The sequence below is a fragment of the Aeromonas crassostreae genome, from assembly GCF_054052445.1.
Genome location: NZ_JBSTYM010000001.1, coordinates 115,893 through 140,372, shown reverse-complemented (window position 1 = coordinate 140,372; position 24,480 = coordinate 115,893). Strand labels below are relative to the sequence as shown.

23 protein-coding genes are annotated in these 24,480 nt (G+C 65.7%); 8 read left to right on the top strand and 15 right to left on the bottom strand.

Going from position 1 to position 24,480, the window contains the following annotated elements; translation table 11 throughout:
- Positions 1 to 103: 103 nt before the first annotated feature.
- Together ACW5W4_RS00610 and ACW5W4_RS00605 are read left to right on the top strand one after the other, a co-directional pair.
- Positions 104 to 1,297: an aromatic amino acid transport family protein gene (locus tag ACW5W4_RS00610; protein WP_456688048.1), complete on the top strand. Its 1,194-nt coding sequence runs from the start codon at positions 104 to 106 to the stop codon at positions 1,295 to 1,297.
- Between the two features lie 147 nt (positions 1,298 to 1,444).
- Positions 1,445 to 1,648: an RES domain-containing protein gene (locus tag ACW5W4_RS00605; protein ID WP_456688047.1), complete on the top strand. Its 204-nt coding sequence runs from the start codon at positions 1,445 to 1,447 to the stop codon at positions 1,646 to 1,648.
- 89 nt (positions 1,649 to 1,737) lie between these two features.
- Here ACW5W4_RS00605 and ACW5W4_RS00600 read toward each other — a convergent pair whose 3' ends face one another.
- Positions 1,738 to 3,129: a DEAD/DEAH box helicase gene (locus ACW5W4_RS00600; protein ID WP_456688046.1), complete on the bottom strand. Its 1,392-nt coding sequence runs from the start codon at positions 3,127 to 3,129 to the stop codon at positions 1,738 to 1,740.
- 321 nt (positions 3,130 to 3,450) lie between these two features.
- Between ACW5W4_RS00600 and ACW5W4_RS00595 the strand changes: the two genes are divergently transcribed.
- Entirely contained in the window at positions 3,451 to 4,260 is an 810-nt protein-coding gene (locus ACW5W4_RS00595) for a substrate-binding periplasmic protein (protein ID WP_456688045.1), read from the top strand.
- Between the two features lie 80 nt (positions 4,261 to 4,340).
- Here ACW5W4_RS00595 and aroC read toward each other — a convergent pair whose 3' ends face one another.
- Together aroC and prmB are read right to left on the bottom strand one after the other, a co-directional pair.
- Positions 4,341 to 5,429, bottom strand: a complete 1,089-nt coding sequence (gene aroC, locus ACW5W4_RS00590; protein WP_456688044.1) for a chorismate synthase — start codon at positions 5,427 to 5,429, stop codon at positions 4,341 to 4,343.
- A gap of 12 nt (positions 5,430 to 5,441) precedes the next feature.
- Positions 5,442 to 6,377, bottom strand: a complete 936-nt coding sequence (gene prmB / locus ACW5W4_RS00585) for a 50S ribosomal protein L3 N(5)-glutamine methyltransferase (protein ID WP_456688043.1) — start codon at positions 6,375 to 6,377, stop codon at positions 5,442 to 5,444.
- Positions 6,378 to 6,455: 78 nt separating this feature from the next.
- On the opposite strand from prmB, the gene smrB reads away from it, so the two are divergent.
- On the top strand, positions 6,456 to 6,980 hold the full coding sequence (gene smrB, locus ACW5W4_RS00580) for an endonuclease SmrB (RefSeq protein WP_427263040.1): 525 nt from the start codon (positions 6,456 to 6,458) through the stop codon (positions 6,978 to 6,980).
- Between the two features lie 300 nt (positions 6,981 to 7,280).
- Here the strand turns inward: smrB and ACW5W4_RS00575 are convergent, their stop codons facing one another.
- The 7 genes from ACW5W4_RS00575 to ACW5W4_RS00545 all read right to left on the bottom strand — a co-directional run bounded on the left by ACW5W4_RS00575 (position 7,281) and on the right by ACW5W4_RS00545 (position 15,551).
- Positions 7,281 to 7,679, bottom strand: coding sequence for a GFA family protein (locus tag ACW5W4_RS00575; protein ID WP_456688042.1), 399 nt, complete (start codon positions 7,677 to 7,679; stop codon positions 7,281 to 7,283).
- Between the two features lie 345 nt (positions 7,680 to 8,024).
- The gene (locus tag ACW5W4_RS00570; protein WP_456688041.1) at positions 8,025 to 9,470 is read right to left on the bottom strand and encodes a chitinase; all 1,446 of its coding nucleotides are present in this window, start codon (positions 9,468 to 9,470) and stop codon (positions 8,025 to 8,027) included.
- Between the two features lie 257 nt (positions 9,471 to 9,727).
- Positions 9,728 to 10,912 (bottom strand): methyltransferase, encoded by a 1,185-nt coding sequence (locus tag ACW5W4_RS00565; protein ID WP_456688040.1) that lies wholly within the window; start codon positions 10,910 to 10,912, stop codon positions 9,728 to 9,730.
- A gap of 133 nt (positions 10,913 to 11,045) precedes the next feature.
- Positions 11,046 to 11,375: a YbaB/EbfC family nucleoid-associated protein gene (locus ACW5W4_RS00560; RefSeq protein ID WP_041997156.1), complete on the bottom strand. Its 330-nt coding sequence runs from the start codon at positions 11,373 to 11,375 to the stop codon at positions 11,046 to 11,048.
- A gap of 114 nt (positions 11,376 to 11,489) precedes the next feature.
- Positions 11,490 to 14,201 carry a DNA polymerase III subunit gamma/tau gene (dnaX, locus tag ACW5W4_RS00555; RefSeq protein ID WP_456688039.1) on the bottom strand — a complete coding sequence of 904 codons (2,712 nt, stop codon included), beginning with the start codon at positions 14,199 to 14,201 and terminating at the stop codon, positions 11,490 to 11,492.
- Between the two features lie 304 nt (positions 14,202 to 14,505).
- Positions 14,506 to 15,051, bottom strand: a complete 546-nt coding sequence (apt, locus tag ACW5W4_RS00550; protein WP_408793199.1) for an adenine phosphoribosyltransferase — start codon at positions 15,049 to 15,051, stop codon at positions 14,506 to 14,508.
- 122 nt (positions 15,052 to 15,173) lie between these two features.
- Positions 15,174 to 15,551 carry a YbaN family protein gene (locus ACW5W4_RS00545; RefSeq protein WP_408793198.1) on the bottom strand — a complete coding sequence of 126 codons (378 nt, stop codon included), beginning with the start codon at positions 15,549 to 15,551 and terminating at the stop codon, positions 15,174 to 15,176.
- A gap of 190 nt (positions 15,552 to 15,741) precedes the next feature.
- Between ACW5W4_RS00545 and dusC the strand changes: the two genes are divergently transcribed.
- From dusC to ACW5W4_RS00525, 4 genes are all read left to right on the top strand, one after another.
- Positions 15,742 to 16,686, top strand: a complete 945-nt coding sequence (gene dusC / locus ACW5W4_RS00540) for a tRNA dihydrouridine(16) synthase DusC (protein WP_456688038.1) — start codon at positions 15,742 to 15,744, stop codon at positions 16,684 to 16,686.
- Between the two features lie 58 nt (positions 16,687 to 16,744).
- A complete protein-coding gene (locus ACW5W4_RS00535; RefSeq protein ID WP_456688037.1) occupies positions 16,745 to 17,572 on the top strand; it encodes an AraC family ligand binding domain-containing protein in 828 nt (275 codons plus the stop codon).
- A gap of 74 nt (positions 17,573 to 17,646) precedes the next feature.
- Positions 17,647 to 18,612 carry a DMT family transporter gene (locus ACW5W4_RS00530; RefSeq protein ID WP_456688036.1) on the top strand — a complete coding sequence of 322 codons (966 nt, stop codon included), beginning with the start codon at positions 17,647 to 17,649 and terminating at the stop codon, positions 18,610 to 18,612.
- An 81-nt stretch (positions 18,613 to 18,693) separates the two neighbouring features.
- Positions 18,694 to 19,062, top strand: a complete 369-nt coding sequence (locus ACW5W4_RS00525; RefSeq protein WP_427263033.1) for a conjugal transfer protein TraR — start codon at positions 18,694 to 18,696, stop codon at positions 19,060 to 19,062.
- Between the two features lie 138 nt (positions 19,063 to 19,200).
- On the opposite strand, the gene rnd is transcribed toward ACW5W4_RS00525, so the two are convergent.
- From rnd to tsaB, 5 genes are all read right to left on the bottom strand, one after another.
- On the bottom strand, positions 19,201 to 20,313 hold the full coding sequence (gene rnd / locus ACW5W4_RS00520; protein WP_456688035.1) for a ribonuclease D: 1,113 nt from the start codon (positions 20,311 to 20,313) through the stop codon (positions 19,201 to 19,203).
- An 85-nt stretch (positions 20,314 to 20,398) separates the two neighbouring features.
- Entirely contained in the window at positions 20,399 to 22,159 is a 1,761-nt protein-coding gene (gene fadD, locus ACW5W4_RS00515) for a long-chain-fatty-acid--CoA ligase FadD (RefSeq protein WP_456688034.1), read from the bottom strand.
- A gap of 178 nt (positions 22,160 to 22,337) precedes the next feature.
- The gene (locus ACW5W4_RS00510) at positions 22,338 to 23,189 is read right to left on the bottom strand and encodes an alpha/beta fold hydrolase (RefSeq protein ID WP_456688176.1); all 852 of its coding nucleotides are present in this window, start codon (positions 23,187 to 23,189) and stop codon (positions 22,338 to 22,340) included.
- Between the two features lie 15 nt (positions 23,190 to 23,204).
- Complete coding sequence (locus ACW5W4_RS00505) at positions 23,205 to 23,738, bottom strand: Slp family lipoprotein (RefSeq protein ID WP_456688033.1); 534 nt, start codon at positions 23,736 to 23,738, stop codon at positions 23,205 to 23,207.
- A gap of 29 nt (positions 23,739 to 23,767) precedes the next feature.
- Positions 23,768 to 24,469 carry a tRNA (adenosine(37)-N6)-threonylcarbamoyltransferase complex dimerization subunit type 1 TsaB gene (tsaB, locus tag ACW5W4_RS00500; protein WP_427263029.1) on the bottom strand — a complete coding sequence of 234 codons (702 nt, stop codon included), beginning with the start codon at positions 24,467 to 24,469 and terminating at the stop codon, positions 23,768 to 23,770.
- Positions 24,470 to 24,480: the final 11 nt, after the last annotated feature.

Here is a 24,480-nt window from a genome sequence, read left to right as displayed (position 1 = left end):
CTGCTACGATATTGCTAGCCTCCGGACGGACCCGGAGGCGCCCCATCCCGTTTAGCCACTGCCGCCCGTGCGGCCCCCTCATCATCAATATCGGATTGGACCCATGAATACCAAGACCCTCGGCGCGACCCTGCTCATCGCAGGCACCACCATAGGGGCAGGCATGTTGGCCTTGCCGCTCGCCTCCTCCTCCCTCGGCGGCCCCGCCACCCTGGCGCTGATGCTGGGGCTCTGGGCCCTGATGGCCTTCACCGCCATGTTGCAGGTGGAAGCCAGCCTCACCACCGGCAAGTGGTACCTGCACCAGCTCGCCGATCAGCTGCTCGGCCCCTGGGGCAAGGGCATCGCCTCCTTCTGCATCCTGATGCTGTTCTACTCCCTGGCCTCCGCCTACATCAGCGGCGGCAGCAGCCTGCTGGCCCAGGCCCTGGCGGATGCGGGCCTGCCCCTGGGCCAGGAGCAGGCGGCCTGGATCTTCACCCTGCTGTTTGGCGGCATGGTCTGTGTCGGTACCAAACAGGTGGATTACCTCAACCGGCTGATGTTCGCCGTGAAGCTGCTGATCATGGTGGCGGTGCTGGCGCTGCTCTTGCCCCGCGCCCAGGGACAGCACCTGCTCTCCCTGCCGCTCGGCCAGGGCCTGCTGCTGGCGGGCCTGCCGGTCATCTTCACCTCGTTCGGCTTTCACGGCTCCATCCCGAGCGTGATGCTCTACCTGGGGGATTGCCCCAGGCGGCTGCGCCGGGTGTTCGTGTGGGGCTCGGCCCTGCCCCTCATCCTCTATGTGCTCTGGCAGGTGGCGATCCTGGGCCTGCTGGGTCAAGAGTCCCTGATCCAGAGCGGCGGCGCCCTGGACAACCTGCTGGCCAGCGTCGGCGCTCTGGTGAACTGGCCTGCCTTCAATCAGGCGATGCACCTCTTTGCGGATCTGGCGCTGGCCACCTCCTTCCTCGGGGTGACCCTGGGGCTGTTTGACTTCATGGCCAAGGTGACCCGGCGCAAGGACAATGCCGGCGGGCGCCTGCAAACCGGGCTCATCACCTTCGTGCCCCCCCTGCTGTTTGCCCTCTACTTCCCGCAAGGCTTCATCATGGCCCTGGGTTACGCCGCCATCGCCCTGGCCATACTGGCGGTGCTGCTGCCGGTGGCACTGGTGTGGCAGAGCCGCAAGCAGGCCGAGGATCACCACTACCGCGCACCGGGCGGCGTGGTCGCCCTCGGCCTGGCCGGCGCCATGGGGGTGCTGATCGTCGGGGTACAGGTGAGCGTCAGCCTGGGGCTCTTGCCCGCGCTCTGATCCCTGTCCGCCAGAAGGCCTCAAACAGCACAGCCCCGCCAGCGTCAGTTGGCGGGGCTTTTTGATGACGAGCATTACCCGGCGGGCCCTGACCAACGATCGCCTGCGGGAAGAGGCGGGTGAACTGGATCGGGTACCGAAAGAGGATTGGCTGGTAGGCCTGCCCGGCAGCAGCAGCGCGGCGGGGCGGACGGCATTCACTACCGCTCGGTGCGCCACGGCGGCCACGACAGCCATGTGCTCTACCGCCCCCGACTCATCACTAAGATCCATCAGACCCGCCATCTGGAGTACCACTGGAACGGCAGCGCCATCGCCAACGTGCTGGCGATCAGGCTCTATGGGGAGTGAACCTCAGCCCCAGACATGACAAAGCCCCGCCAAATTGGCGGGGCTTTGTATCTCAACCGGACAGCCGGGGAGCCTGGCTCCCTGGCCGCTTACTGGTTGTGGCTGGCGCGGCGGGGGCGACGAGCCTGGGCCGGCTTGGCGGCTGCGGCGCCGTCGGGACGAGCACCGTTACCGGAACGCTGGCCACCGGCACCGCCGGAGCGACCACCACCATTACCGGCACGGCCGGCACCCTGACGCTGGCCCTGACCCTGCGGGCGGGGCGCGCGGCGCGGCTCGCTCGGATCGCGCGGCTCTTTGCGCAGCGGCGCACCGATACCGCGGGCGATGTTGTCCAGGGTTTCGCGGGAAGCCTCGAAGCCAGCCACCTGCTCGCAGGGGATATTTTGCTTGGTCAGACGCTCGATGGCCTTGATGAGCTTGCCCTCATCGGCGGCCACCAGGGAGATGGCATGACCGGTGGCGCCGGCACGGCCGGTACGGCCGATGCGGTGCACATAGTCTTCCGCCACGTTGGGCAGCTCGAAGTTGACCACTTGCGGCAACTTGTCGATGTCCAGGCCGCGTGCGGCGATGTCGGTCGCCACCAGCACCTTGACGCTGCCATCCTTGAAACCGGCCAGGGCACGGGTACGGGCACCCTGGCTCTTGTTGCCGTGGATGGCGGCGGCGCTGACGCCGTTCTTGTCCAGGGTCTCGGCGACCCGGTTGGCCATGTGCTTGGTGCGGGTGAACACCAGTACCTGCTGCCAGTCGTTGCTGGTGACCAGGTGGCTCAGCAGTCCGATCTTGTTGGCCTTGTCGCAGGGGTGCACCAGCTGCTCGATGCGCTCGGCCGTACTGTTGCGCGGCGCCACTTCGATCACCGCCGGGTTGTCCAAGAGGCCGGTGGCCAGCTCGCGGATCTCGTCGGCGAAGGTGGCGGAGAAGAGCAGGTTCTGGCGCTTCTTCGGCATCAGGGCCAGGATCTTGCGAATGTCGCGGATGAAGCCCATGTCGAGCATGCGATCCGCTTCATCCAGCACCAGGATCTCCACTTCGTCGAACTTGACGGCGTTCTGGTTGTAGAGATCCATCAGGCGGCCCGGGCAGGCCACCAGCACGTCCAGACCACGGCGGGTCGCCATCATCTGCGGGTTGATGCTGACGCCGCCGAACACGACGTGGCTGCGGATCGGCAGGTGTTTGCCGTAGTTGCGCACGCTCTCGCCCACCTGGGCGGCCAGCTCGCGGGTCGGGGTCAGCACCAGGGCGCGGATGCGGTTCGGAGAAACCTTGCGCTTGCTGTCGGTCAGACGTTGCAGCATGGGCAGGGTGAAGCCTGCGGTCTTGCCGGTCCCGGTTTGGGCCGCCGCCATCAGGTCACGGCCAGCCAGGACGGCCGGGATCGCTTGTTGCTGGATGGGGGACGGAGTGTCGTAGCCTTGTTCGGCGACGGCACGGAGCAAAGGCTCGGCCAGACCGAGGGAAGTAAAACTCATAGTTACCTGCTAGGGATTTGGGGCGCCGGGGATTTGTGGTGGGGCTCCTCTGCCGAGCCGATGCCATCTCACAAGATCTGGGCCTATGGAGAAAACAACGATTTCCCCGGGGAGCAGAGCAAAGGGGAAAGAATAGAGGCGCAGTCTAACGGAGTTGGCGCAGTTACACGAGAAAAATGTGATAAGCCTCCCAGCATGGTTGGAAAAGCCGACTATGTCGGGGCAGAATGGCCATGATGGCACTCGTTGGCATCAACCACAGTCGCAACGGACCCGCGAGGGGGTCCATGGAGCGCGACACACAGCAACAGGGAGGTCTGCTTGTTCGGGATACATACCATCATTGGCCGCGCGCTTGGCCTCGGCCTGCTGCTCGCCCTGAGCCTGCCTCTTGGCGCCAAGGAAACACTGTCGGTGGCCTGGAGCCACTGGCCACCCCTTAGCCAGATCGATGCCAACGGGGAGATCGGCGGCCTGGACGTGACCCTGACCCGCCAGATCCTGAAAGACGCGGGTCTGACCCCCAGGTTTCGCAACCTCCCCTGGGCCCGCACCCTGCATCTGATTGAGCGTCGCCAGCTCGACGTGGCCATGGGGGCCCTGGACACCCCGGAGCGCCGAGGTTTCGCCCGCTTCTCCGCCCCCTACCGGCGCGCCAGTTTCGTGCTGCTCAGCCATCTGCCTGCGCCAGAGGCCGCCGACCCCTGGCGGGGGATAACGGGCCTCGCGGATCTGTGCCGGCCGTCGGGGCTGCGCCTTGGCAAGCTGCGGGGCACCCGCCCCCTGCCCCTCGGCGTCCCCTGCCCCTCCCTCGGGGCCGCCCGCGAATACAACTCGGACGACAGGCTGATCGCCCTCTTGCTTGCGCGGCGCCTCGATGGGGTCATCATGGAGTGGCAATATACCCACCACCGGCTGACCCAGCTGGGGGCCAACGACTTCATCCGCTGCCAGCTGCTGTTGCACCAGCAGCCGGTCAGCCTGATGTTCGCCAGGGAGGCGGTGAGCGACGAGGAACTCGCCCGCATCGATGCCGCCATCGCCGCCCTGCCCCCGTTGGACGCGGCATTTGCCCCGCCAGTGTGCCGCCTCGATGGCAGCCGGGCCCGGGATGACGTCGCCCGAAGCTGAACCCTCCAGACATGAGAAAGGCGACCCTGGGGTCGCCTTTTAACCAAAGAGAGTGATCAGCCGCCAGCGCAGCCTGGTGATCAGCGCAGCTGCGGCGTGGCGGTATGCACCCCGGCATTCTGGGCGCGGTGGCGCAGCAGGTGGTCCATCAGCACCAGGGCCAGCATGGCCTCGGCGATGGGCACGGCGCGGATGCCGACGCAAGGATCGTGACGACCCTTGGTGATCATCTCGGTGGCCTCGCCGCTGGTATTGATGGTCTTGCCCGGCACCGTGATGCTGGAGGTGGGCTTGAGCGCCATGCTCACCAGGATATCCTGGCCCGAGGAGATGCCCCCCAGGATGCCGCCCGCATGGTTGCTGGCAAAACCGGCCGGGGTCATCTCGTCGCGGTGCTCCGAGCCTTTTTGCTCCACCACGGCGAAGCCGTCCCCTATCTCCACCCCTTTCACCGCATTGATGCCCATCATGGCGTGGGCGATGTCGGCGTCGAGCCGATCGAACACGGGCTCCCCCAAGCCCACCGGCACGTTGCGGGCGATGACAGCCACCTTGGCGCCTATGCTGTTGCCCTCTTTCTTGAGGGCGCGCATGTATTCATCCAGCGCCTCCAGCTTGCCCGCATCGGGGAAGAAGAAGGGGTTCTGCTCGATCTGGCTCTGCTCGAACGTCTCGGCCTTGATGGGGCCGAGCTGGGAGAGAAAACCAACGATCTCGATGCCGTGCACCTGCTTCAGGTACTTCTTGGCGATGGCCCCCGCCGCCACCCGCATGGCGGTCTCGCGGGCCGAGGAGCGGCCGCCGCCGCGATAGTCACGCTGACCGTACTTCTGGTGGTAGGTATAGTCGGCATGACCCGGACGAAACAGATCCTGTATGTCCGAGTAATCCTTGGAGCGCTGATCGGTGTTCTCGATGAGCAGTCCGATGGAGGTGCCCGTGGTCCTGCCCTCGAACACCCCGGAGAGGATCTTCACCTCGTCCGCCTCGCGGCGCTGGGTGGTGTAGCGGGAGGTCCCCGGCTTGCGCCTGTCCAGATCGACTTGCAGATCCGCTTCGCTTATCTCCAGTCCCGGCGGGCAGCCGTCGACCACGGCGCCCAGCGCCGGGCCATGGCTCTCGCCGAAGGTGGACACCCGAAAGAGTTGGCCAAAACTGTTCCCTGCCATGCTTGCTCCTGCTCAGTTCTTGTAGATGGCGAAATGATCTTGATACTGCACCAGCTCGGCGCGGGTCATCACGAACACCCCGTGGCCGCCGTGCTCGAACTCGACCCAGGTGAAGGGCACCTCGGGGAACTGGACCTCCAGGTGGATCATGCTGTTGCCCACCTCGACCACCAGCACGCCGTCATCCTTGAGGAAGTCCGCGGCATGGGCCAGCAGGCGCTTGGTCAGCTTGAGGCCGTCGGAGCCCGACGCCAGGGCCAGCTCCGGCTCGTGACGAAACTCGTCCGGCAGATCCGACATGTCCTCGGAATCCACGTAGGGCGGGTTGGAGACGATGAGATCGTACTTGTCGCCGGCCGGCAGGTCCCGGAACAGATCCGAGCGGATGGGGATGACCTGCTGCTCGAGACCGTGGTCATTGATGTTGCGCTCGGCCACGTTGAGGGCATCGACGCTGATGTCGATGGCATCCACTTCCGCGTGGGGGAACTCGTGGGCCATGATGATGGCGATGCAGCCGGAGCCGGTGCACAAGTCCATGATCCGGGTTGGTTCATGTTTGAGGAAGGGGGCGAAGCGGTTGGCCACCATCTCGGCGATGGGGGAGCGGGGAATGAGCACCCGCTCGTCCACGTAGAACTCCCAACCCGCATACCAGGCCTTGTTGGTCAGGTAGGCGGCGGGGACCCGCTCCTGCACCCGGCGGATGATGAGCTCGGCGATGCGATGACGCTCGGTCGGGGTCAGACGGGAGTAGCGCATGCCCGGATCCACGTCCGGCGGCAGATGCAACGCAGGCAGTACCAGCTGCACGGCTTCATCCCAGGCGTTGTCCGTACCATGGCCGTAAAAGATACCGGCGTCGTTGAAACGACTCATGGCCCAGCGCAACATGTCCTGGATGGTGTGCATCTCGGCAACCACCTCGTCGATAAATATCTTGTCCAAATCCACCTCCAAGTCGAGTAATATCCGGCCCGAGCCCCGTATAGTGGGCAAGATGCATACCTGATAAATGAGTCTCTGATGAAAAAAACGCCCTCACCCACAGACGAGGAGAGCCTGCTGTTTCGCGAGGCGATCAAAGGTACCCGGAAAATCAAGCAAGATACCTTAAGGGCCGAGTTGCGCCCGGTCAAGCAGAAACGCGAATTGCGTGAGAGCCGCGAAAAGCTTGGGGTTGACCACTTTTTCAGCGATGAATATCAGCCCCATCTGGAAGAGGATGGACCGACCCGCTACGTCCGTTCCGATGTCTCGACATTCGAGCTCAAGAAGCTCAAGCGCGGCAGTTATCCACCGGAGATTTATCTGGATCTGCATGGCATGAACCAGCACCAGGCCAAGCAGGAGCTGGCGGCCCTGCTGACCCTGTGCCGCAAAGAGAACATTCATGTCGCCTCGGTGATGCACGGCATCGGCAAGCATATCTTGAAGCAGCGCATCCCGGGCTGGCTGGCCCAGCACCCCGATGTGCGCGCCTTCCATCAGGCTCCCCGTGAATGGGGCGGCGACAGCGCCATCCTGGTGCTGCTGGACATAGAAGAGTAAAGCAGCGTCACCAGACGGGCAAAACAGCGTCAAAAGAGGCGCACGCTGCGTAAAGGCAGCAGAGCATTGCCCCGCCCCTTGCCAGACAGCCCCGCCATGCCCTTGTCACAACCTGGCCCCAGCCCCCGGGCAGCGCCAGGCCACTTGCTTTCAGAGTGTACGAACAGGGCGCCCTAGATGTGTAAACCCACCAGAGGGGCGCCCTGGCTCTGCTCATACCGCCTCGCGGCTCGCCTCGACTTGGCTCGGCAATCAAGTCATCCTTCGCCGGGGCAAGGAGAGGCGCCTGCCCCGGTGGACTCAGGGCTTGGGGACAAACAGATCGAACACCTGCTGCCCGGTCAGGGTGGGGGTCTCGTTCTTGAGCGCATAGAAGTCCGGCTTCTCGTCGATGAAGACCTGGCTGGCCAGCTCGAAGTGCTGTGTCTGGAACAGACCGGCACAGAGGATGTACTCATCCGTCGGCAGCAGATGATAGAACAGATGGGTGCCGCAGGTGGGGCAAAAGCCTCGCTCCGCCCACTCCGAGGAGCGGTAGGCCACAGGGGCGAGCCCCTCGAACCGCACTCCGCTGCCGCAATGGACCGCGAACATGGGCCCCCCCGACCAGCGCCGACACATGGCGCAGTGGCACAGGCTGATCTCCTTGTGTTCATCGCTCGAGACGGTGATGCCACCGCACAGACAATGACCTTCCATGATGCCTCCTTGAGTATGGTGCGGCTGAGGGGGCGAGGACGATCCTGGCTCCTTGCCGCACCAGATGAAGTAGCACGGGGATCCGGTGACGGCAACTGACCATCCCGGGCCCCCGGACCGGATCCCTGGCCCGACATAGCCCCCCGAACGAAGGCACACCCCGCATTCATTCGTGATACGAATGGGGATCTCACTCTCATTCACCGAATAAATCATGGCTCGACCTGCCTCCTGCAGGGGGACGGTGGGCCCTCGCCGCCCCTCAGCAAAGGGGCGCGCTGGCAAAGAGGAGCCCCATGCCAAGAATAAGGGAGGCCCATCGCCTCCCCTATCCGGTCCCGCCGCTCAGCTCACCGGCGCCCAGGGATCCCCCTGGCCGGGCTCGTTGCCCTGGGTCCACCACTTGGCTTGGTAGAGGGCGCCCTGGAAGCTGACCCTGTCCCCGGCGACATAGACCTTGCTGGCGCGCCAGGCGGCCACGCCGCCGACGGGGGGCGTCGAGGGATCGGTCGGCGGCGGCGTCAGCTCGGCCACGATGCGCACCTTGGGCCAGTTGGCGTGGGAGCCATAGACGTTGGTGACGCACTTCTGATAATCCCCCGGCACCAGGGCCGAATAGGCGGTCTGGAATCCCACCAGCTCGCACTCGAACGAATAGCCACCGGGTCTGTCCGGGTAGTATTTCCAGTTGCCGTCCCAGTTGGTGTAGAGCACGTCGGTGGCGCCATTGAGGTTCAGGCTGCCATAGGGGGTCTGCTGCCAGCAGGTGTTCTTCTCGTCGCTCGGCACCGGGATCTGGTAGTGAGCGGCCAGCCCCTCCCAGTAGCGGATGCGGTTGACCGGCTGGCCCTTGTCCTTGTTCTGCTCGCCGCACTCTATGCCGCCGTTGATGACGTTGATGGTGGTGCCAAAACCGTAGCCGATGCCCGCATCCTGCTCGCGTCGGGAGGGGACCCAGGTGCGGTCGATCACGTGCAGCATGGCGGGTTTGGGGGCCTGCGGGGTCAGGAAGAACCAGATGGCGGACGCCAGATTGAGCCAGGAGTCCGCCACCAGCCCGGGGTTGTTTAGCAGCACGCTGGCATCACCGTCGAACATGGCCTCGGAGAAGGCGCCGTAGTTGAAGTGATAGGAGAGTTGTTTCGCGCCGCGGCCAAAATACCCCTGTCCGCTGGCGCAGGGCCACTTCTTGTTCTGCCAATCCTGCTGGCCGCAGCCCGTGGTGTAACCCAGCTGCCCCTCGGCCCAGCCCATCTCGCGCACATGGACCAGGGCCTGCTGCCACTCCTCCAGGGCCAGGGGGTTGTCCGAGACGTTCTCCTTGGCGATGTGGCCCCCCGTCTCCTGGGAGAAGTGGGCGAAGGCGGTGATGATGGATTTCTTGCAGATGGCATCGGCGTCGCGGCCATCGGTGTACTCCCCGCAGAACGCCGGGAACTTGCCCACCGCCCGCAAGAAACGCTCATAGGTGTATTCCGGCGCCGCCATCTGGGTCAGAAAGTCCCATTCGGCCTCGGGGAACACCCGCTCGACCCGCTTGACGTTGTCAGGGTTGCTCGCCGCCCTGGGGTAAATGGCCTCGACAACAGTATTGGGGCGAGTCGCCAGCGCCTTGGCCCAGAGGGCATACATGGGGTTGGCCGTCTTGGTCTGCGCCTGCGCCTCGATATCCGCCTGGGCGATCAGATAGCCCCCGGCCTGCTCGGGATCGGGCTGGATAGTCATGGCGGCATGACCTGGCAGGGCGCAGGCCGCGGCCACCAGCCAGGCGCAACGGGTGATGTTCAACATGGGCAACCGTCCTTGTCTCAGATGAAAACTCAGCCGAGCATAGACAGATCAACAACTAAATTCACAGAGGAAAATAAGAAGTCTGATGGATGTGTGAGCCGACTCACTGCCCGATGAGCCGGCCCGCAAGGGGGATAACGCCGCCCCAGGCAGGCGAGCGCTGGGGAAGCGGGGCGAGGCAAAGAGATAAACACGCAGACAGTCAGGCGGTGAAGTCCATCCCCACCGTCAGCCAGAGCAGAGCAGCCGCCCCGCCTTCAGCCACGCACGGCGCGGATCAGCAGGTTGCGCGGGGTCATGGGCTTGGCGCAGAACTCGCCGAGTTCCACCCGGTAGCCCTGCTCTTGCAGGAAGAGGGCGCGATCCAGCCCGAGCCAGATCTCCAGGGGGCGGCGAAACAGGTGACGCACCAGCTCCATGCGGGCGACATCCCCATAGCGCGCCTCCCCCCGGGCCAGCAGGCCGTCGTAGTCGAGCCCGGCAGGCAGGGCTATCCCCTTGCGCTCGGCGGCCCAGCGGCAGAAGGCCTCGAAGCTGCCGGTGAGCAGGCTCTTTTGCATATTGGGCACCGGCAGGTACTCATCCACTCCCCGTACCTGGCGCTGCAGGCAGTCAAAGCCCAGGCGCCACACCACCTCCTGCTCCCGCAGCCGGGCGATGCGGGCGCCACCGGTGACCGTCTCTTGCAGGGGCAGGCGCAAGTCTGCCTTGCTCAGCCCCAGGGCACTGGCCCGGGCCGCCCGGGAGAGGGGGCGATAGTGGGTTCCCCGGATCAGGTGATAGCAACAGGGGGAGAGGGTCACGCCGCGGGCGCCGCGCGCGGCCACCCCCTCCAGCAGATGGGTATGCAGCTCGCCACAGGCATGGAGCGCCAGGGCGTGATGCTCGGGGGCGATCAGCGCCACCGATTCGGCGGCGAAGGCATCGGCCTCGATGAAGCGCATGCGAGCGCCATCCCGCTCGGCGAGCCTGCGCCCCTCCTCGCACAACTGCCCCTGCCACTCCAGGCTGGTCACCTCGGCACGGCGGTGCACCGAGAGCAGCCGGCCCAGGTGCCCCTTGCCGGCGCACCACTCCAGGTAGGGCCCCTCATGGGGGGGCAGGCAGCCGGTGAAGGCCTCGATCTGGGTCTGCTTGCGACCCGGCATGTGCAACGCCATGGCCTTGCCGCACTCGACGGGCTCGGCCTCAAAGCGCGTCAACTCGCTCAGGGCCTGCAACTCGGCCCCTTGGGGGATCCAGGGGGCCAGCAGGCTGGCCAGGGCAGTCATATCGCCATCGAGCCGGTTGAGCTGCGCCAGACTCAGGCCATCGAGCAGGGCCGCCAGCTCGGGGGCCTCGCCGGCAAAGGCGATCGCCAGGTGATGATAGGGCTGGTATTGCCACCAGGGGCGGCAGAGGGTCAGCAGGTGATCGAGGCGTTCGAAGCGTTGGGCCAGCACAAGGGGCTCCCTGAGGGGAAAAAGAGAGGGCGCCATTGTAGCCATCCTGCGCCAGATTGCACCCGCCATGATGGCCGGCGCCCAATAGAAGAGGGGCCACAGGGGCCCCTCTTTGACTCGGTTGGCAAGCGCCTTAGAACGGCAGCTTCATGCCCGGGGGCAGCTGCATGCCACCGGTCAGCTCGCCCATCTTGCTCTTGTTCTGCTCTTCGACCCGGCGCACGGCGTCGTTGCAGGCGGCGGCCACCAGATCTTCCAGCAGCTCCTTGTCATCTTCCATCAGGGAGGGATCGATCTCGATGCGACGCACGCTGTGGCTGCCGGTCATGGTGACCTTGACCATGCCAGCGCCCGCTTCACCCGTCACTTCCATCAGGGCCAGCTGCTCTTGCATCTTCTGCATGCGCTCTTGCATCTGTTGGGCCTGTTTCATCAGGTTACCCATTCCACCTTTACCAAACATATGTCGTCTCTCGCGTTGAAATCCGGCGCACCTGGCCGGGCGTTAGGCTCGTCTGTCCTAGATGGGGACGGCCGAGCGGCATTTCAAGCGGGGAGCACACTCCCCGCCCCTGATTCAGCGATTGAGGGGCTCGATACTCTCCATGTGGAGCTCGGCACCGAATCGCTGACGTAAAAACTGCACATTGGGATCCTGCTCCAGATCCCGCCCCGCCTGCTCGAGCACCCCGAGGTAGAGGCGATGCTCGATCTCCAGCGGCGTCTCCCGCTCGGCCACCGTGCCCAGGGTCACCTCGATGCGCACCTCGCGGCCAAGCTCTGGGCCTATGATGGCCGCGAGCTCGGCCAGGGCACGATCGCTCACCAGGTGACGCTGTTCGGGTTTGAGGGTCAGCAGGACCCGCTCCTCCTGCTGGCTCATCACCGCATTGATGGCGAGCTGACGCAGTCGGCCCCCCACCCGGGTGCGGGCGATGAGCTCGCTCCAGGGATCGCCGCAGCTGGCCAGCAGGCTGGCGGGGATGAGCCGGCTCGGCTCGTCCCCCACCTCCTCTTCCTGCTCGCTCTCGATGGCGTTCCAGTCGATGGTCTCAAGGGCCGGGGCCGCCGTCTCTGCCGGGGCCAGGGCGTCCCGCCCTTCAGCCGTGGGCGAGGCGGGGGCGAGCCCGGTCGCAGGAGCAGAAGGGGCGCCATGGTCGACGGGCTGCTGCGCCCCGGTCGAGGGGCCGTCGGGATCCCAGGGGGGAGAGTCCGCCTCGCGCCCGCCCTGGCTGGCACTGCGCGGTGCAGGGGCGCCATCGCGCTCCCTCGGCGCCGCCAACGCGGGCGCAGGCGCGCTCGCCGCCCCCTGGGTCAGGTACTCCTGATAGGCCTGAAGGTCGCCCTCCTCCTCGTCCCGCTCCCTTGGCACATCATAGGACCAATCCCCCTGCCAGGGGGTCTCCCCTGCCGAAGGGGAGGCTGGCGCCGCGACCGGGCTCGGGGCCGGGATGGTGGCGGGCGCCTCGGCTGCGTCACGCCTGGGCGAGGCCGCCTCCGGACGGGGCTGGCCTGCCCCTGCTACCGCCGCGGCTCTGGCGGCGGGTCTGGTCGCCCCTTCCGAGGCCCGCAACCGGCTGCGCAGCATGTTGCGGGTGTCCAGCAGGCTCATGATGCCGCCCCCGGCGCTCTCCTCGCCCAACGCGGCGTCGGCTGGGGCGACTGTCGCCACCGGGGTCGACGCTTCCCCCTGCCGGGGCGCCGAGGGGCTCAGCCCCATCGGCTCCCCCCTGTCGGTGCTGGCGGCAGGCGGCTCCCCGCTCCCGGACGGATGCGCTGGCGACTCTGCCTGCGGACCCGCAGGCATGCTCCCGATCTGGGCAGAAGGCGCGTCTCGATAACCCATCTCGCTCGCCGCCTGCAACAGCGCCGCCTGCTCGGCAAAGAGCGGGGAGAGCGCCTCCCCTGTCTCCTCTGGCGCCGCAGCCGGGCCGGGCGGGGTCGCCCCCTCGCTCTGCCCTGGCCGCGCCAGGGGAGCGGCAATCTCGCCCTCTCCCGCGACCTCGGCTGGCGAAGGCCGGTCCTTCTCGCCCTCGGTTGGCGGGAGAGGCGCAGGCGTCAGGGCGGCGCCGCTGTCATGGGCAACCGCCGTGGCCTGCGGGGCGGCGGGCTCAGCCGGTTGCGGCTTTCCCAACCCCAAGGGAGCGGCCCCCTGCCCCGCCTGCGCCGGCAGGGCACCCAGGCTCGCCGGGTGTATCGGGTCGCGCCGGGGCGAGAAGGCGAGCATGCGCAGGCAGGTCATCTCCAGGGCGGTGCGACCGTCCGGGGCCCAGGGCAGATCCTTGCGCCCCCCCAGCACTATCTGGTAGCAGAGCTGCACCTCCTCCGGCCCCATGGCCTTGGCGAGCTGGGTCAGGGCGTCCGCCTCCATCCCCTGCTCCTGCACGCTGGCCGGCAGCAGTTGTGCCAGGGCGATGCGATGGAGCAGGGCTTCCAGCTCGGCGTGGAGCTGATCAAAATCCGGCCCCAGGGTCGCTATCTCACCTATCTTGGCCATGGTGGCCTGGGCATCCTGGCGCAGTATCGCCTCCAGCAACTGGTGCAGGTGGTGATGATCCAGGGTGCCGAGCATGGCCAGCACGCTCGCCTCCCCCACCCGGCCGTTGCCATGGGCCAGGGCCTGATCGGTGAGGCTCAGGGCGTCGCGCATGCTGCCATCGGCCGCCTTGGCCAGGGCCTGCAAGGCGCGCGGCTCGAACGGTTGCCCCTCCTGCTCCAGCACCCATTCGAGCTGCCGGGCGATCTGGGTCTGATCCAGGCTCTTGAGATGAAACTGCAGGCAACGGGAGAGGATGGTGATGGGCAGCTTCTGGGGATCCGTGGTGGCCAGCAGAAACTTCACATAGGGGGGCGGCTCTTCCAGGGTTTTGAGCAGCGCGTTGAAGCTGTGACGCGACAACATGTGCACCTCATCGATGAGGTAGACCTTGAAGCGGCCGCGGGCCGGGCGATATTGCACGTTGTCGAGCAGCTCCCGGGTGTCTTCCACCTTGGTGCGCGACGCCGCGTCTATCTCCAGCAGATCGACGAAGTTGCCCTGATCGATCTCGCGGCAGGTGTCGCACACCCCGCAGGGGGTGCTGCTGATCCCCTGCTCGCAGTTGAGGCTCTTGGCCAAGATGCGGGCTATGGTGGTCTTGCCCACGCCACGGGTGCCGCTGAGCAGATAGGCATGGTGCAGCCGCCCCTGATCCAGGGCATTGGTCAGGGCGGTCAGCACATGTTGCTGGCCCACCACTTGCTCGAATGTATGGGGGCGCCATTTACGCGCCAGAACCTGATAGCTCATAGAACCTTTGGATGCGGGGATGACAGGGCATTGAGGCCGAATGCTAACACAAATGGCGAGAGCCCTGTAACGGCGATGGCGCCAAGTTGCGGCAAAGCCTGGGATAAGTGCCGCTATTTCAACCAGATAGACGAGCAGGCCACCCCGTTGGCGGCGTCAATCCGCCCCTGGCGGCAAGGTGGGGCCGCCCCATAAAAGAACAGGGAGCCCGATCCGTCGTGGCTCCCTGTGTCAGGCAGGCGGCAAAGGCCCCTGTTCGTTCAAATCACCTGCGCCGCCCGTTCATTCCAGCCACGAGCGCCCCTTAGGCACCGGCCAGTTCGACCAGGGAGACCACCTTGATGCCGGCGGCGGTCAGGCGGGCATCCCCGCCCAGGGATGGCAGGGAGATGATGAAGGCGGCATCGGCCACCTCGCCACCGGCGCGGCGGATGAGCTTGACGGTGGCATCGACGGTGCCGCCGGTGGCCAGCAGATCGTCCACCACCAGCACCTTGTCACCGGGCACGATGGCATCGGTGTGCAGTTGCAGGGTGTCGGTGCCGTACTCCAGGTCGTAGGACTCCTCGATGACGGCGCGGGGCAGCTTGCCCGGCTTGCGCACCGGCACGAAGCCCAGCCCCATGGCGAAGGCAACGGGGGCGCCGAAGATGAAGCCGCGGGCCTCGGTGCCGACGATCTTGGTGATGCCCTGATCACGGTAATGATCGGCCAGCAGATCGATGGTGGCCTTGAAGGCCTCGGCATTCTCGATCAGGCTGGTGATGTCACGAAACAGGATCCCGGGCTTGGGATAGTCGGGGATGGTCTTGATGCTGGCTTCGATAAATTTCAGGATGTCCGGATTCATGTGATGACCGCTTATTTTTCGACCCGGCACCGGCCACTGCGGCGACGGGAAAACAAAAAGGCCCATCGTGCAAAAACGACAGGCCAACTCCATAGCATTATTGCCGCGATAGCTTAGGGACTTCACTTCTTCATTGCAACCGGCTCCAGCACAGGCAAACGTATTAACCAGGTGAGCAGGATCACCATGATGGCAATCAGCAGCCAGCGCACCCAGTCGACGGGCACCAGGGCCAGGGAGAAGGCGAAGCTCGCCAGGATGAAGAGGATGGCGCGGCGCCTGGCATCCCGCCGTATGCCCCTGTGGGCCTGCCAGTCGCGGATGGGGGGACCAAACCAGGGATGGTGCAGCAGCCAGTGGTGAAAGCGCGGCGACGAGCGGGCAAACAGGGCGGCCGCCAGCAGCATGAAGGGGGTGCAGGGCAGCAGGGGCAACACCAACCCGGCGAGGCCGGTGACAAAGCTGAGCCAACCCAGACCAAACAGCAACCAAGATTTCATCCCCGCCTACCTCCCCTCATTTCACTGCTCTGCTGTTGCCATCCTAGCAGCTCAGGCCCGGACCACCTAGCCGGCCCGGTGCCGCCTTTGCGCCCCGCCGGGGGCATCTGGCCATCTCGAGGCTGACAGCGGCAGGCGTTGCCACTACAATCTGGCGTCCATTTCAGCCCTTGCCCTCGGAAAACCGGTTATGCGCGTAATTTTGGCCCCCATGCAGGGGGTGCTCGATCACCTGATGCGGGAGGTGCTCACCTCCGTCAACGATTACGACCTGTGCGTCAGCGAATTCGTGCGGGTGGTCGATCAGCTGCTGCCCACCAAGGTCTTCTACCGCATCGCCCCCGAACTCAGGCAGGGGGGCAAGACCCGCGCCGGTACCCCGGTGCGGGTGCAGCTGCTGGGCCAGCACCCCGAGTGGCTGGCGGAGAATGCGGTGCGCGCCATCGCCCTCGGCTCCCCCGGGGTGGATCTCAACTTCGGCTGCCCCGCCCCCACGGTCAACAAGAGCAAGGGGGGCGCCGTGCTGCTCAAGGAGCCGGAGGCCGTCTATCGCATCGTCAAGGCGGTGCGGGAGGCCGTGCCGGCCCATCTGCCGGTCAGCGCCAAGATCCGCCTGGGCTACGATGACAAGTCGCTGTTTCTGGAAAATGCCCACGCCGCCAGTGACGGGGGCGCGGTGGAGCTGGCGGTGCATGCTCGCACCAAGCGCGAGGGCTATCGCCCCCCCGCCCACTGGGAGTATGTGGATGCCATCCGCCGCGCCCTGCCCATCCCGGTCACCGCCAACGGCGAGATCTGGAACCACGAGGATGCCCTCGCCTGCGCCCGGGTCTCGGGCTGTGACAGCCTGATGGTGGGACGGGGCGCCGTCTCCCTGCCCAACCTGGCCCGGGTGATGAAGACGAACTGCCCCCACATGAGCTGGTCCGAGGCCCTGCGCCTCATGGTGAGCTACACGGAGCAGGATCTCGCCGGGGAGAAGGCGGACTACTACCCGAGCCGGATCAAGCAGTGGTTCTCCTATCTCAAGCGCGAGTATCCCCAGGCCGATACCCTGTTCACCGAGGTGCGCCTGCTCAAGCACGCCGACGAGATCCGCGATCGCCTGCTGGTCGAGAGCAAGCGCCATCCCTGAGCCGCACGGGCCTGCCGCCCCGCAGTGCCCTATGAAGGCTCAATGACAGGAGGTCAGAATGCAGGGAGTACCGGTCACCTTTACCCATCAGCACGACAGGGCCGATTTTCGCGCCCTGCCGGGGCAGCCTGCGACCGAGCTCTATCGCGCCCACATCCAGCACCACGCCTTCGATCCCCATAGTCACGAGGGGTTTGGCCTCGGTGTCATCGAGTGCGGGGCCGAGCGCTTTCGCTATCGTGGCAGCCAGCTCCTGGCGGGCCCCGGCAGCCTGGTGCTGATGAACCCCGATGAGCTGCACACGGGCGAGGCGGCCTGCGAGCAGGGGTGGCGCTATCGCATGCTCTACCTGCCCGCCGATCGGCTCGAGGCCATCAGCGGCGAGCGCGGCTGGTATTTCGCCGATGCCGTGCGAAGCGACCCGCGCACCGCCCCCCTCCTGCAGGCGTCCCTGGACGCCCTCTGGCACTGTGACAGCGAGCTCGCCGCCGACGGCCTGCTGCTCACCGTGTGCGAGATCCTGCGCCCCCACGCCCGGGCCCTGGCGGCCCCGCGCGAAGCGGTCCACCCTCTGGGCCGCGCCATCGACTATATGCAGGCCTATTTCGCCCGCCCCATTACCCTGGCCGAGCTGGCGGGGGCGGTGAACCTCAGCCCCTACCACTTTCAGCGCAGCTTCAAGGCCCGCTTTCACGTCACCCCCCAGCAGATGTTGATGGCCATCCGCCTGCAGCGAGCCAAGGGGTGGCTGGCCGCCGGCCTGCCCGCCGCCGAGGTGGCCGCCGCCTGCGGTCTGGCCGATCAGTCCCACCTCAACCGCGCCTTCCTGCGCCGCTATGGCACCACCCCGGTGCGCTACCAGAAACAGGTACAGGCTGGCCGCTAAAGCGCAATCTGGTTCAATACGCCGCCCTTCCCCCCTGCTAGGCTGGCCTCCTTCTTCTTGACCGGATATGAAACATGTTGATCGGAGTCTTGTTTGCCCTGCTGGCCGGCCTGATGTGGGGGCTCATCTTCGTCGCCCCCCTGCTGGTGGACGGCTATCCTCCCGCCCTGCTCGCCAGCGGCCGCTACCTCGCCTTCGGCCTCATCGTGCTGCCGCTCGCCTGGCGGGCCCGCAAGCACCTGGCGGCCCTCTCGGCCAGCGACTGGCGCGAGGCCCTCGCCCTCACCCTGGTGGGGAACCTCATCTACTACTTCTGCCTGTCGGGGGCCATCTTGCGCATCGGCTCGCCCCTGGCGGCCATGTTGATCGGCACCCTGCCGGTGGTGACGGCCCTGGCCGCCAACCGTCTCTATGGCGCGCGGGATGGTCGCCTCTCCCGCGCCCGTCTCTACCCGGCACTGGTGCTGATGGGGGTCGGCCTCTATCTGGTCAACCGCGCCGAGCTGACCTGGCAGGCAGAGGCACACACCGATCAGCTGCTCGGGCTCGCCCTGGCGGTGGCCGCCGTGCTGTGCTGGACCTGGTATCCCCTGCGCAACGCCCGCTGGCTGCGCGAACACCCGGGGCGCAGCCCGGCGCTCTGGGCCACCGCCCAGGGGTTGGTGACCCTGCCGGTGGCGCTCGTTGCCTACCTCGGCAGCCTCGGCCATCTCGCCCTGAGCGCACCGGACTTCCCCCTGCCCTTCGGGCCGACGCCCCTGCGCTTCGTGCTGTTGATGGGGGCGGTGGGGCTCTTTTGCTCCTGGCTCGGCACCCTGTGCTGGAACGAGGCGAGCCAGCGCCTGCCGACCGTGCTGGTGGGGCCGCTCATCGTGTTCGAGACTCTGGCGGGGCTGCTTTATGCCTTCATGCTGCGCGGGATCATGCCCCCCATGAGTACCCTGGCCGGCGTCGTCTGCCTGGTGGTGGGGGTGCTCCATGTGCTCGCCGGCAAGCCAAGGCCTCAGCCAGAAAAGCGCGCCAAAGCACGGTTAACTTGACGCATGTCATCTTGACTCTCCCATCGACTCCCTATACTGCCCTGACTCTGTAATCGTCTGTTGGGGGCATCTGTGTGTGAAATGACGCAAGCGCAGTTGGCAGGATGGCGCGATCGCCTGCTGACCGACTGGGCCAGAATTCGAGAGGAGCTGATCGTTCAGCTCAAGGCGAGCCGTCAGGGTGACTGGGCCGAACAGGCCAGCCACTGCGAACGGGATCAGTTGGTGGATCTCACCAGTCGGTTGGATCTGCCGCAAGTAGAGCAGAATGTGGCGGCGCTCAAGCGCATCGACGCCACCCTCTGTCAGATTGAGCTGGGGCTGTTTGGCCTGTGCTCGGACTGCGAGGAGCCGCTGACCCTGGACCAACTGGATCAGGATCCGACCCGGCAGCGCTGCCCGCGCTGCGAGCAGCGTTATCGCAAGGGTTTCCACGGCCACGAGCTGTAACGGGCCCCTCGCGGGACCCAACCCCGCCCGTCGAGCCGGCCGCAGAGCCTGGCCGAACACCCCACAGCGTCAATGAAACGGGCCCCCCCCATGGGGGGGGGCCGTTGTTGTTCATCGCTCAACCGGGGGCAGACGGCCTCACTGGGCCAACAGGTGACCCACCAGCTCATGGCGCCAGCCTTGCAGCAGCATGGGCTTGTCGGCCCGGGCCCGCTCCTCTTCGCTCATGCGCCAGCTCCAGGTGAAGTACTGGTGGATGATCTTCTTGCTGGCCACAAGCTCAGGGGGAATGTTGCTGGCCTTGGCCTTCTCCTCCACCAGGGCCTTGATGCGCTTGAGCTCGCCCTTGTACTGGGGGTAATCCACCAGACGGCGGATGGGCTCGGGCCAGCTGTCCGGCTCGCTCTGCTGGGCAGCGGCGACGATGTCCAGCATCCGCTTGCCGTGGATCTTGATCTCGATGGGAGAGAGCCCCAGCTCGTTGAGATCCCGCAGCGAAGCGGGCCGGCGCTCGGCCACCTTGAACAGGTGCAGCTCTTTGACCACGAAGTTGAGGGCCAGATCCCGGCGTACCGCCTCTTTCTGGCGCCAGGCGGCCAGCTCGCGCAAGATGGCGAGCTCGCGCCGCCCCAGCTGCCAGGCATTGACGATGTCGAGATAGGCCTGATAGGGATCGCTGGTCTGGGTCTTGCGGGCACAGTGGTTCTGGCACTCCTGCTCGAACCAGGGGAACTTGCCGCTCTCCCTGAGTCTGGCCATCACCTTCTCGTAGAGGGGCATCAGGTAGAAGACATCCGCCGCCGCGTATTCGAGCTGACGGGGAGTGAGCGGGCGCGCCAGCCAGTCGGTGCGCGCCTGATCCTTTTCCAACTCCACGCCGAGGAACTCCTTGACCAGGGCGCCAAACCCCACTGACACCCCGTAGCCCAGGAAGGCGGTGGCGAGCTGGGTGTCGTGCACCCGGCTGGGCAGATGGCCCGCCTGGTGCTGGATGAGTTCGAGATCCTCCCCGGCGGCGTGGAGGATGGAGATCTGATCGGCCTGGCCGAGGCGCTGCCACAAGGGAGCCAGATCCAGGGTCAGGGGATCGAGCAGGGCGAGGCGCTCGCCGTCATAGATCTGGAACAGACCGAGCTGGGGATAATAGGTGCGGGTGCGCACGAATTCGGTATCGATGGCGAGCGGCACCCGGGCCAGGTCGGCGAGGTAGGCCGCCAGCTCGGCTTGCTCTGAAATGAGTTGAAATTGCATCTTTGCCTGCATCTTGTCGGTGGGCCCAAAAGAAAAAACCGTGGCCTGAACCACGGTTTACCCCATATCGGCTTGATGGCCCGGCTTATTGCCCGGCCTGCCTGGCTATCTCCTCGTCGCGCAGCACGCGGCGCAGGATCTTGCCCACATTGGTCTTGGGAAGTTCGTCGCGAAATTCTACCAGCTTAGGCACCTTATAGGCAGTAAGATGTTGACGGCAATGGGCAATAACTTCCTCCTCGGTCAATTTGGGATCCTTCCTGACCACGAATACCTTGACCAGCTCCCCGGACACCTTGTGGGGCACGCCAACCGCGGCCACTTCCAGCACCTTGGGATGGAGCGCCACCACGTCCTCTATCTCGTTGGGATAGACGTTGAAGCCCGACACCAGGATCATGTCCTTCTTGCGATCGACGATCTTGAAGAAGCCCTGCGGGTCGCACACCGCGATGTCGCCGGTGCAGAGCCAGCCATCCTGCATCACCTCGGCGGTGGCCTCGGGCCGCTGCCAGTAGCCCGTCATCACCTGGGGACCGCGCACCTGCATCTCCCCCGGGGTACCGGTGGCGGCGATGGGGTTGCCGGCTTCATCCACCAGGCGGATATCGGTGGAACAGACCGGCAGGCCGATGGAACCGTTGTAATCCACCAGATCATAGGGGCAGACGCTCACCAGGGGAGAGCACTCGGTCAGGCCATAGCCTTCCAGCAGCGGCGTATCGGTCAGCGTCTTCCATTGCTCGGCCACCGCCCGCTGCACCGCCATGCCGCCGCCAATGGTGAGTTTCAGCTTGCTGAAGTCCATGCTCTGGAACTCGTCGTTGTTGACCAGGGCATTGAACAGGGTGTTGACCCCTGTGATGCAGGTGAAGGGGTACTTCCTGATCTCCTTGACGAAACCCGGGATGTCGCGGGGGTTGCTGATGAGCAGGTTGTAGCCGCCGATGCGCATGAACAGCAGGCAGTTCACCGTCAGGGCGAAGACGTGATAGAGCGGCAGGGCCGTGACCACGAACTCCTTGCCCCGCTCCAGCACGGGACCATAGACCCCCAGGCACTGCTCGACGTTGGCAATCATGTTGCGGTGGGTCAGCATGGCCCCCTTGGACAGACCCGTGGTGCCGCCTGTGTATTGCAGGAAGGCGACATCCTCGTTGTGGATCTCGGGCTTGATGTACTGCAGGTAGCGCCCCTTGGCGAGCGCCTGGCGCATGGTGCTGGCATGGGGCAGGTTGTATTTGGGGACCAGCTTCTTGACGTACTTGACCACGAAGTTGACGAGCGTCCCCTTGGCCAGCCCCAGGTTGTCCCCCATCCGGGTCAAAATGACGTGCTTGACCGGGGTGCCGTACACCACCTTCTCCAGGGTATGGGCAAAGTTGGAGACGATGACGATGGCCTTGGCCCCCGAGTCGTTGAGCTGGTGCTCCAGCTCGCGGGGGGTATAGAGGGGGTTGACGTTGACCACTATCATGCCGGCCCGCAGTATGCCGAACACGGCGATGGGGTATTGCAGCAGGTTCGGCATCATGACTGCCACCCTGTCCCCCTTCTCCAGCTTGAGTTCGTTTTGCAGGTAGGCCGCAAACGCGCGGGACTGCTCCTCCAGCCGGCGATAGGTGATGGTCTGGCCCATGTTGACGAAGGCGGGCTGGTCGGCGAATTCGCTCACCGAGGCGTCGAACATCTCGACCAGGGAGCCGTAGATATCGGGATCGATCTCGGCGGGCACCCCCTCTGGATAGCGTGTCAACCAGATCTTGTCGACCGGCACGGCCTGCTCCCCGGCGGCGTCGGCCTGCTGCAACCTGGTATTCTCATGCTTGCCTTCATGCTCATGCATAACTCGCACCTGTGCGCTCACTGTGTTGCCTCCGTCCCTGTCCCAATTTCAATCGCTTGTTTTGAGTTACCACTCTAATGCCGGGTATCTTTACATATGGCAACAGGAATTAACAGCCAATTAACATGCGTGAAATGTGAGGAAGGAGGCAAACCTGAAAGATTGAAAGCGGGAGATTCTAACGAATGTGACAGAATTTTTCGATAACAATGGCGGTTTGCAACGGATTATCCATATGAAAGTGGTGATTGCCCGCCACCGACTCCCGATGGATCCGCGCAAAACAGTCGCGCCGGGCCAGCCATTGCGCCGTCAGGCTGGCAAAGCCCTGCTCCCCCTGCACGAACAGCACGGGGCAGCGGATCGCCGCCATCAGGGCCCTCGCCTGTCCCTCGCTCATGCGCAGCGGCGAGAGATCCCGCAATCTGGCATCGCTGCGCCAATGGAGCCGCCCATCCCGCAGGATCAGCTGGCGCTCGCAGATGAGCCGGGCTGCCTCGGGAGAGATATCGGCCACCTTGCAGCGGGCCGCCACCGCTTCGTCGAGGGAGGCAAAACCGCCGGGCGCCCGCGCGCGGGTACGGCTGCGATTGAGAATGGCCCGCCGCAGCTGGGCGGGCACCTCCTCATCGGGTTGACTGAGGGGCCCCAGCCCCTCCAGCAGGATGAGCCGTGCCACCTGCTCGGGAAAAACGCCGGCATAGGCGCTGGCAATCAAGGCCCCGAGGGAGTGACCGAGCAGGGTGACATCGGACCAGCCTCCCGCCGCCATGATCTGATGCAGATCGTCGAGCCAGTCGGTGAACACATAGGGGGAGGATTTGTGATCGGACAGACCGTGCCCCGGCAGATCCACGCAGACGAGGTGAACCCCTTCTAGGCAGGCGGCCAGCGGCAGGAAGCTGGCGCCATTGTCGAGCCAGCCATGGAGCGCCAGTACCAGGGGCTGGCCCGCCAGGCCCGACTCCAGCAGGGCAACACGGCGCCCATCGGCCAGCTGCAACTGCCCCTCTCTCATCCCTGCACCCATCGTCATGGCCAAGGATCACCAGCGCCGTATCGGCCGCCGCGGCCAGAAGGGATCGTAGAAGGGGTCATGGAAATAGGGGTCCATGTAGCGCACCTCCACCTCCTTGACCGGTGGCCACAGCTTGCTGCCGGTCACCCTGATCACGGAAAACCGATACTGGTGATCGCCAATCCGGCTCTGCACTGGCTTGTCCAGGGTGCCAAGCACCGTCAGGCTGCGTCCCTTGGCGTAGAGGGTGGGATCGACAAAGCCCTCCATCACCGCCAGGAAGCGGCCTGGGCTCTGCTCGGTCTGCATGGGCACACCATTGCTCTTGAGGGGCAGATAGACCACCTCGACCAGGCTGCGATCCTGCTCGTTATGCACGGCGGCGATGACGCCGCTCCAGCGGGCCGGTTTCCCCTCCTGCCCCGCCAAGGCGGGCTGATAGGCCACCAGGGCGGCCTCCGGCTCATAGGCCAGCTCCTTGGGTGTGGTGCTGCAACCGGCCAGCACCAGGGCGGCCAGACCCAGCAGCAGTGGGTGTCTCAACTGACGGAACGCCTTCATCTTGCTCTCCTTCGCCGGGCGCACCAGGCTCATTCCCGCCCGGGCAGCTTCTTCCAGGTCACCTTGTCCCTGAGGTATACGGGGGTGGCCTGCTCCGGGGTCACCGCGGCCCCGGCCAGCCAGGCGGCCCTCGCCAGAGGCAGCATGTCCAGGGCGGCGGGCAGGCGCGCCGCCGGGCAGGGTCTCTGCTCATCGGCCAGGGCGCTCAGGCCGTCAGCATAGGTCTCAAAGCCTGTACCCGCGCTAAACCAGAGGCCGGACAGGGTCGGCTGCTGCGCCAGCGCCTCGGGGGCCGTGACCTGCTCCTCGCCATCCAGCACCATGATGCCGTCTTGCAGCAGATAGCGGCCCACATAGACCTCCCCCATGCGGGCATCGATGGCGCTGATCACCCGCGTTGCCCCCTCCTGGCGATGGGCCCCCTGGGCCATGGCCGCCAGGGTGGAGATGCCAAGCAGGGGCACACCGGCGCCAAAGGCCAGCCCCTGGGCCACGCCGACCCCGATCCGCACCCCGGTAAAGGAGCCTGGCCCCCGGCCAAAGGCGATGGCATCGAGATCGCTCAGGGCAATGCCGGCCTCATCGAGCACGGCCTGCACCATGGGCAGGATCTTCTTGGTGTGATCCCGCGGTGCCTCCTCCCAGCGCGCATAGACGCGCTCCCCCACCAGCAAGGCGGCGGAGCAGGCTTCGGTGGCGGTATCCAGGGCCAGGATCTTCAACTCATTCATTCGCGACTCTT

Excerpts from the sequence above, each read along its gene's own strand:
- ACW5W4_RS00545 (WP_408793198.1), bottom strand. The coding sequence starts at position 15,551 with ATGAAATCTTGGTTGCTGTTTGGTCTGGGTTGGCTCAGCTTTGTCACC.
- apt (WP_408793199.1), bottom strand. The coding sequence starts at position 15,051 with ATGAATCCGGACATCCTGAAATTTATCGAAGCCAGCATCAAGACCATC.
- ACW5W4_RS00510 (WP_456688176.1), bottom strand. The coding sequence starts at position 23,189 with ATGGGTGCAGGGATGAGAGAGGGGCAGTTGCAGCTGGCCGATGGGCGC.
- aroC (WP_456688044.1), bottom strand. The coding sequence starts at position 5,429 with ATGGCAGGGAACAGTTTTGGCCAACTCTTTCGGGTGTCCACCTTCGGC.
- dnaX (WP_456688039.1), bottom strand. The coding sequence starts at position 14,201 with ATGAGCTATCAGGTTCTGGCGCGTAAATGGCGCCCCCATACATTCGAG.
- ACW5W4_RS00525 (WP_427263033.1), top strand. The coding sequence starts at position 18,694 with ATGACGCAAGCGCAGTTGGCAGGATGGCGCGATCGCCTGCTGACCGAC.
- rnd (WP_456688035.1), bottom strand. The coding sequence starts at position 20,313 with ATGCAATTTCAACTCATTTCAGAGCAAGCCGAGCTGGCGGCCTACCTC.
- smrB (WP_427263040.1), top strand. The coding sequence starts at position 6,456 with ATGAAAAAAACGCCCTCACCCACAGACGAGGAGAGCCTGCTGTTTCGC.
- fadD (WP_456688034.1), bottom strand. The coding sequence starts at position 22,159 with ATGCATGAGCATGAAGGCAAGCATGAGAATACCAGGTTGCAGCAGGCC.
- ACW5W4_RS00560 (WP_041997156.1), bottom strand. The coding sequence starts at position 11,375 with ATGTTTGGTAAAGGTGGAATGGGTAACCTGATGAAACAGGCCCAACAG.
- ACW5W4_RS00570 (WP_456688041.1), bottom strand. The coding sequence starts at position 9,470 with ATGTTGAACATCACCCGTTGCGCCTGGCTGGTGGCCGCGGCCTGCGCC.
- ACW5W4_RS00600 (WP_456688046.1), bottom strand. The coding sequence starts at position 3,129 with ATGAGTTTTACTTCCCTCGGTCTGGCCGAGCCTTTGCTCCGTGCCGTC.
- ACW5W4_RS00575 (WP_456688042.1), bottom strand. The coding sequence starts at position 7,679 with ATGGAAGGTCATTGTCTGTGCGGTGGCATCACCGTCTCGAGCGATGAA.
- ACW5W4_RS00530 (WP_456688036.1), top strand. The coding sequence starts at position 17,647 with ATGTTGATCGGAGTCTTGTTTGCCCTGCTGGCCGGCCTGATGTGGGGG.
- dusC (WP_456688038.1), top strand. The coding sequence starts at position 15,742 with ATGCGCGTAATTTTGGCCCCCATGCAGGGGGTGCTCGATCACCTGATG.
- tsaB (WP_427263029.1), bottom strand. The coding sequence starts at position 24,469 with ATGAATGAGTTGAAGATCCTGGCCCTGGATACCGCCACCGAAGCCTGC.
- ACW5W4_RS00535 (WP_456688037.1), top strand. The coding sequence starts at position 16,745 with ATGCAGGGAGTACCGGTCACCTTTACCCATCAGCACGACAGGGCCGAT.
- ACW5W4_RS00610 (WP_456688048.1), top strand. The coding sequence starts at position 104 with ATGAATACCAAGACCCTCGGCGCGACCCTGCTCATCGCAGGCACCACC.
- ACW5W4_RS00505 (WP_456688033.1), bottom strand. The coding sequence starts at position 23,738 with ATGAAGGCGTTCCGTCAGTTGAGACACCCACTGCTGCTGGGTCTGGCC.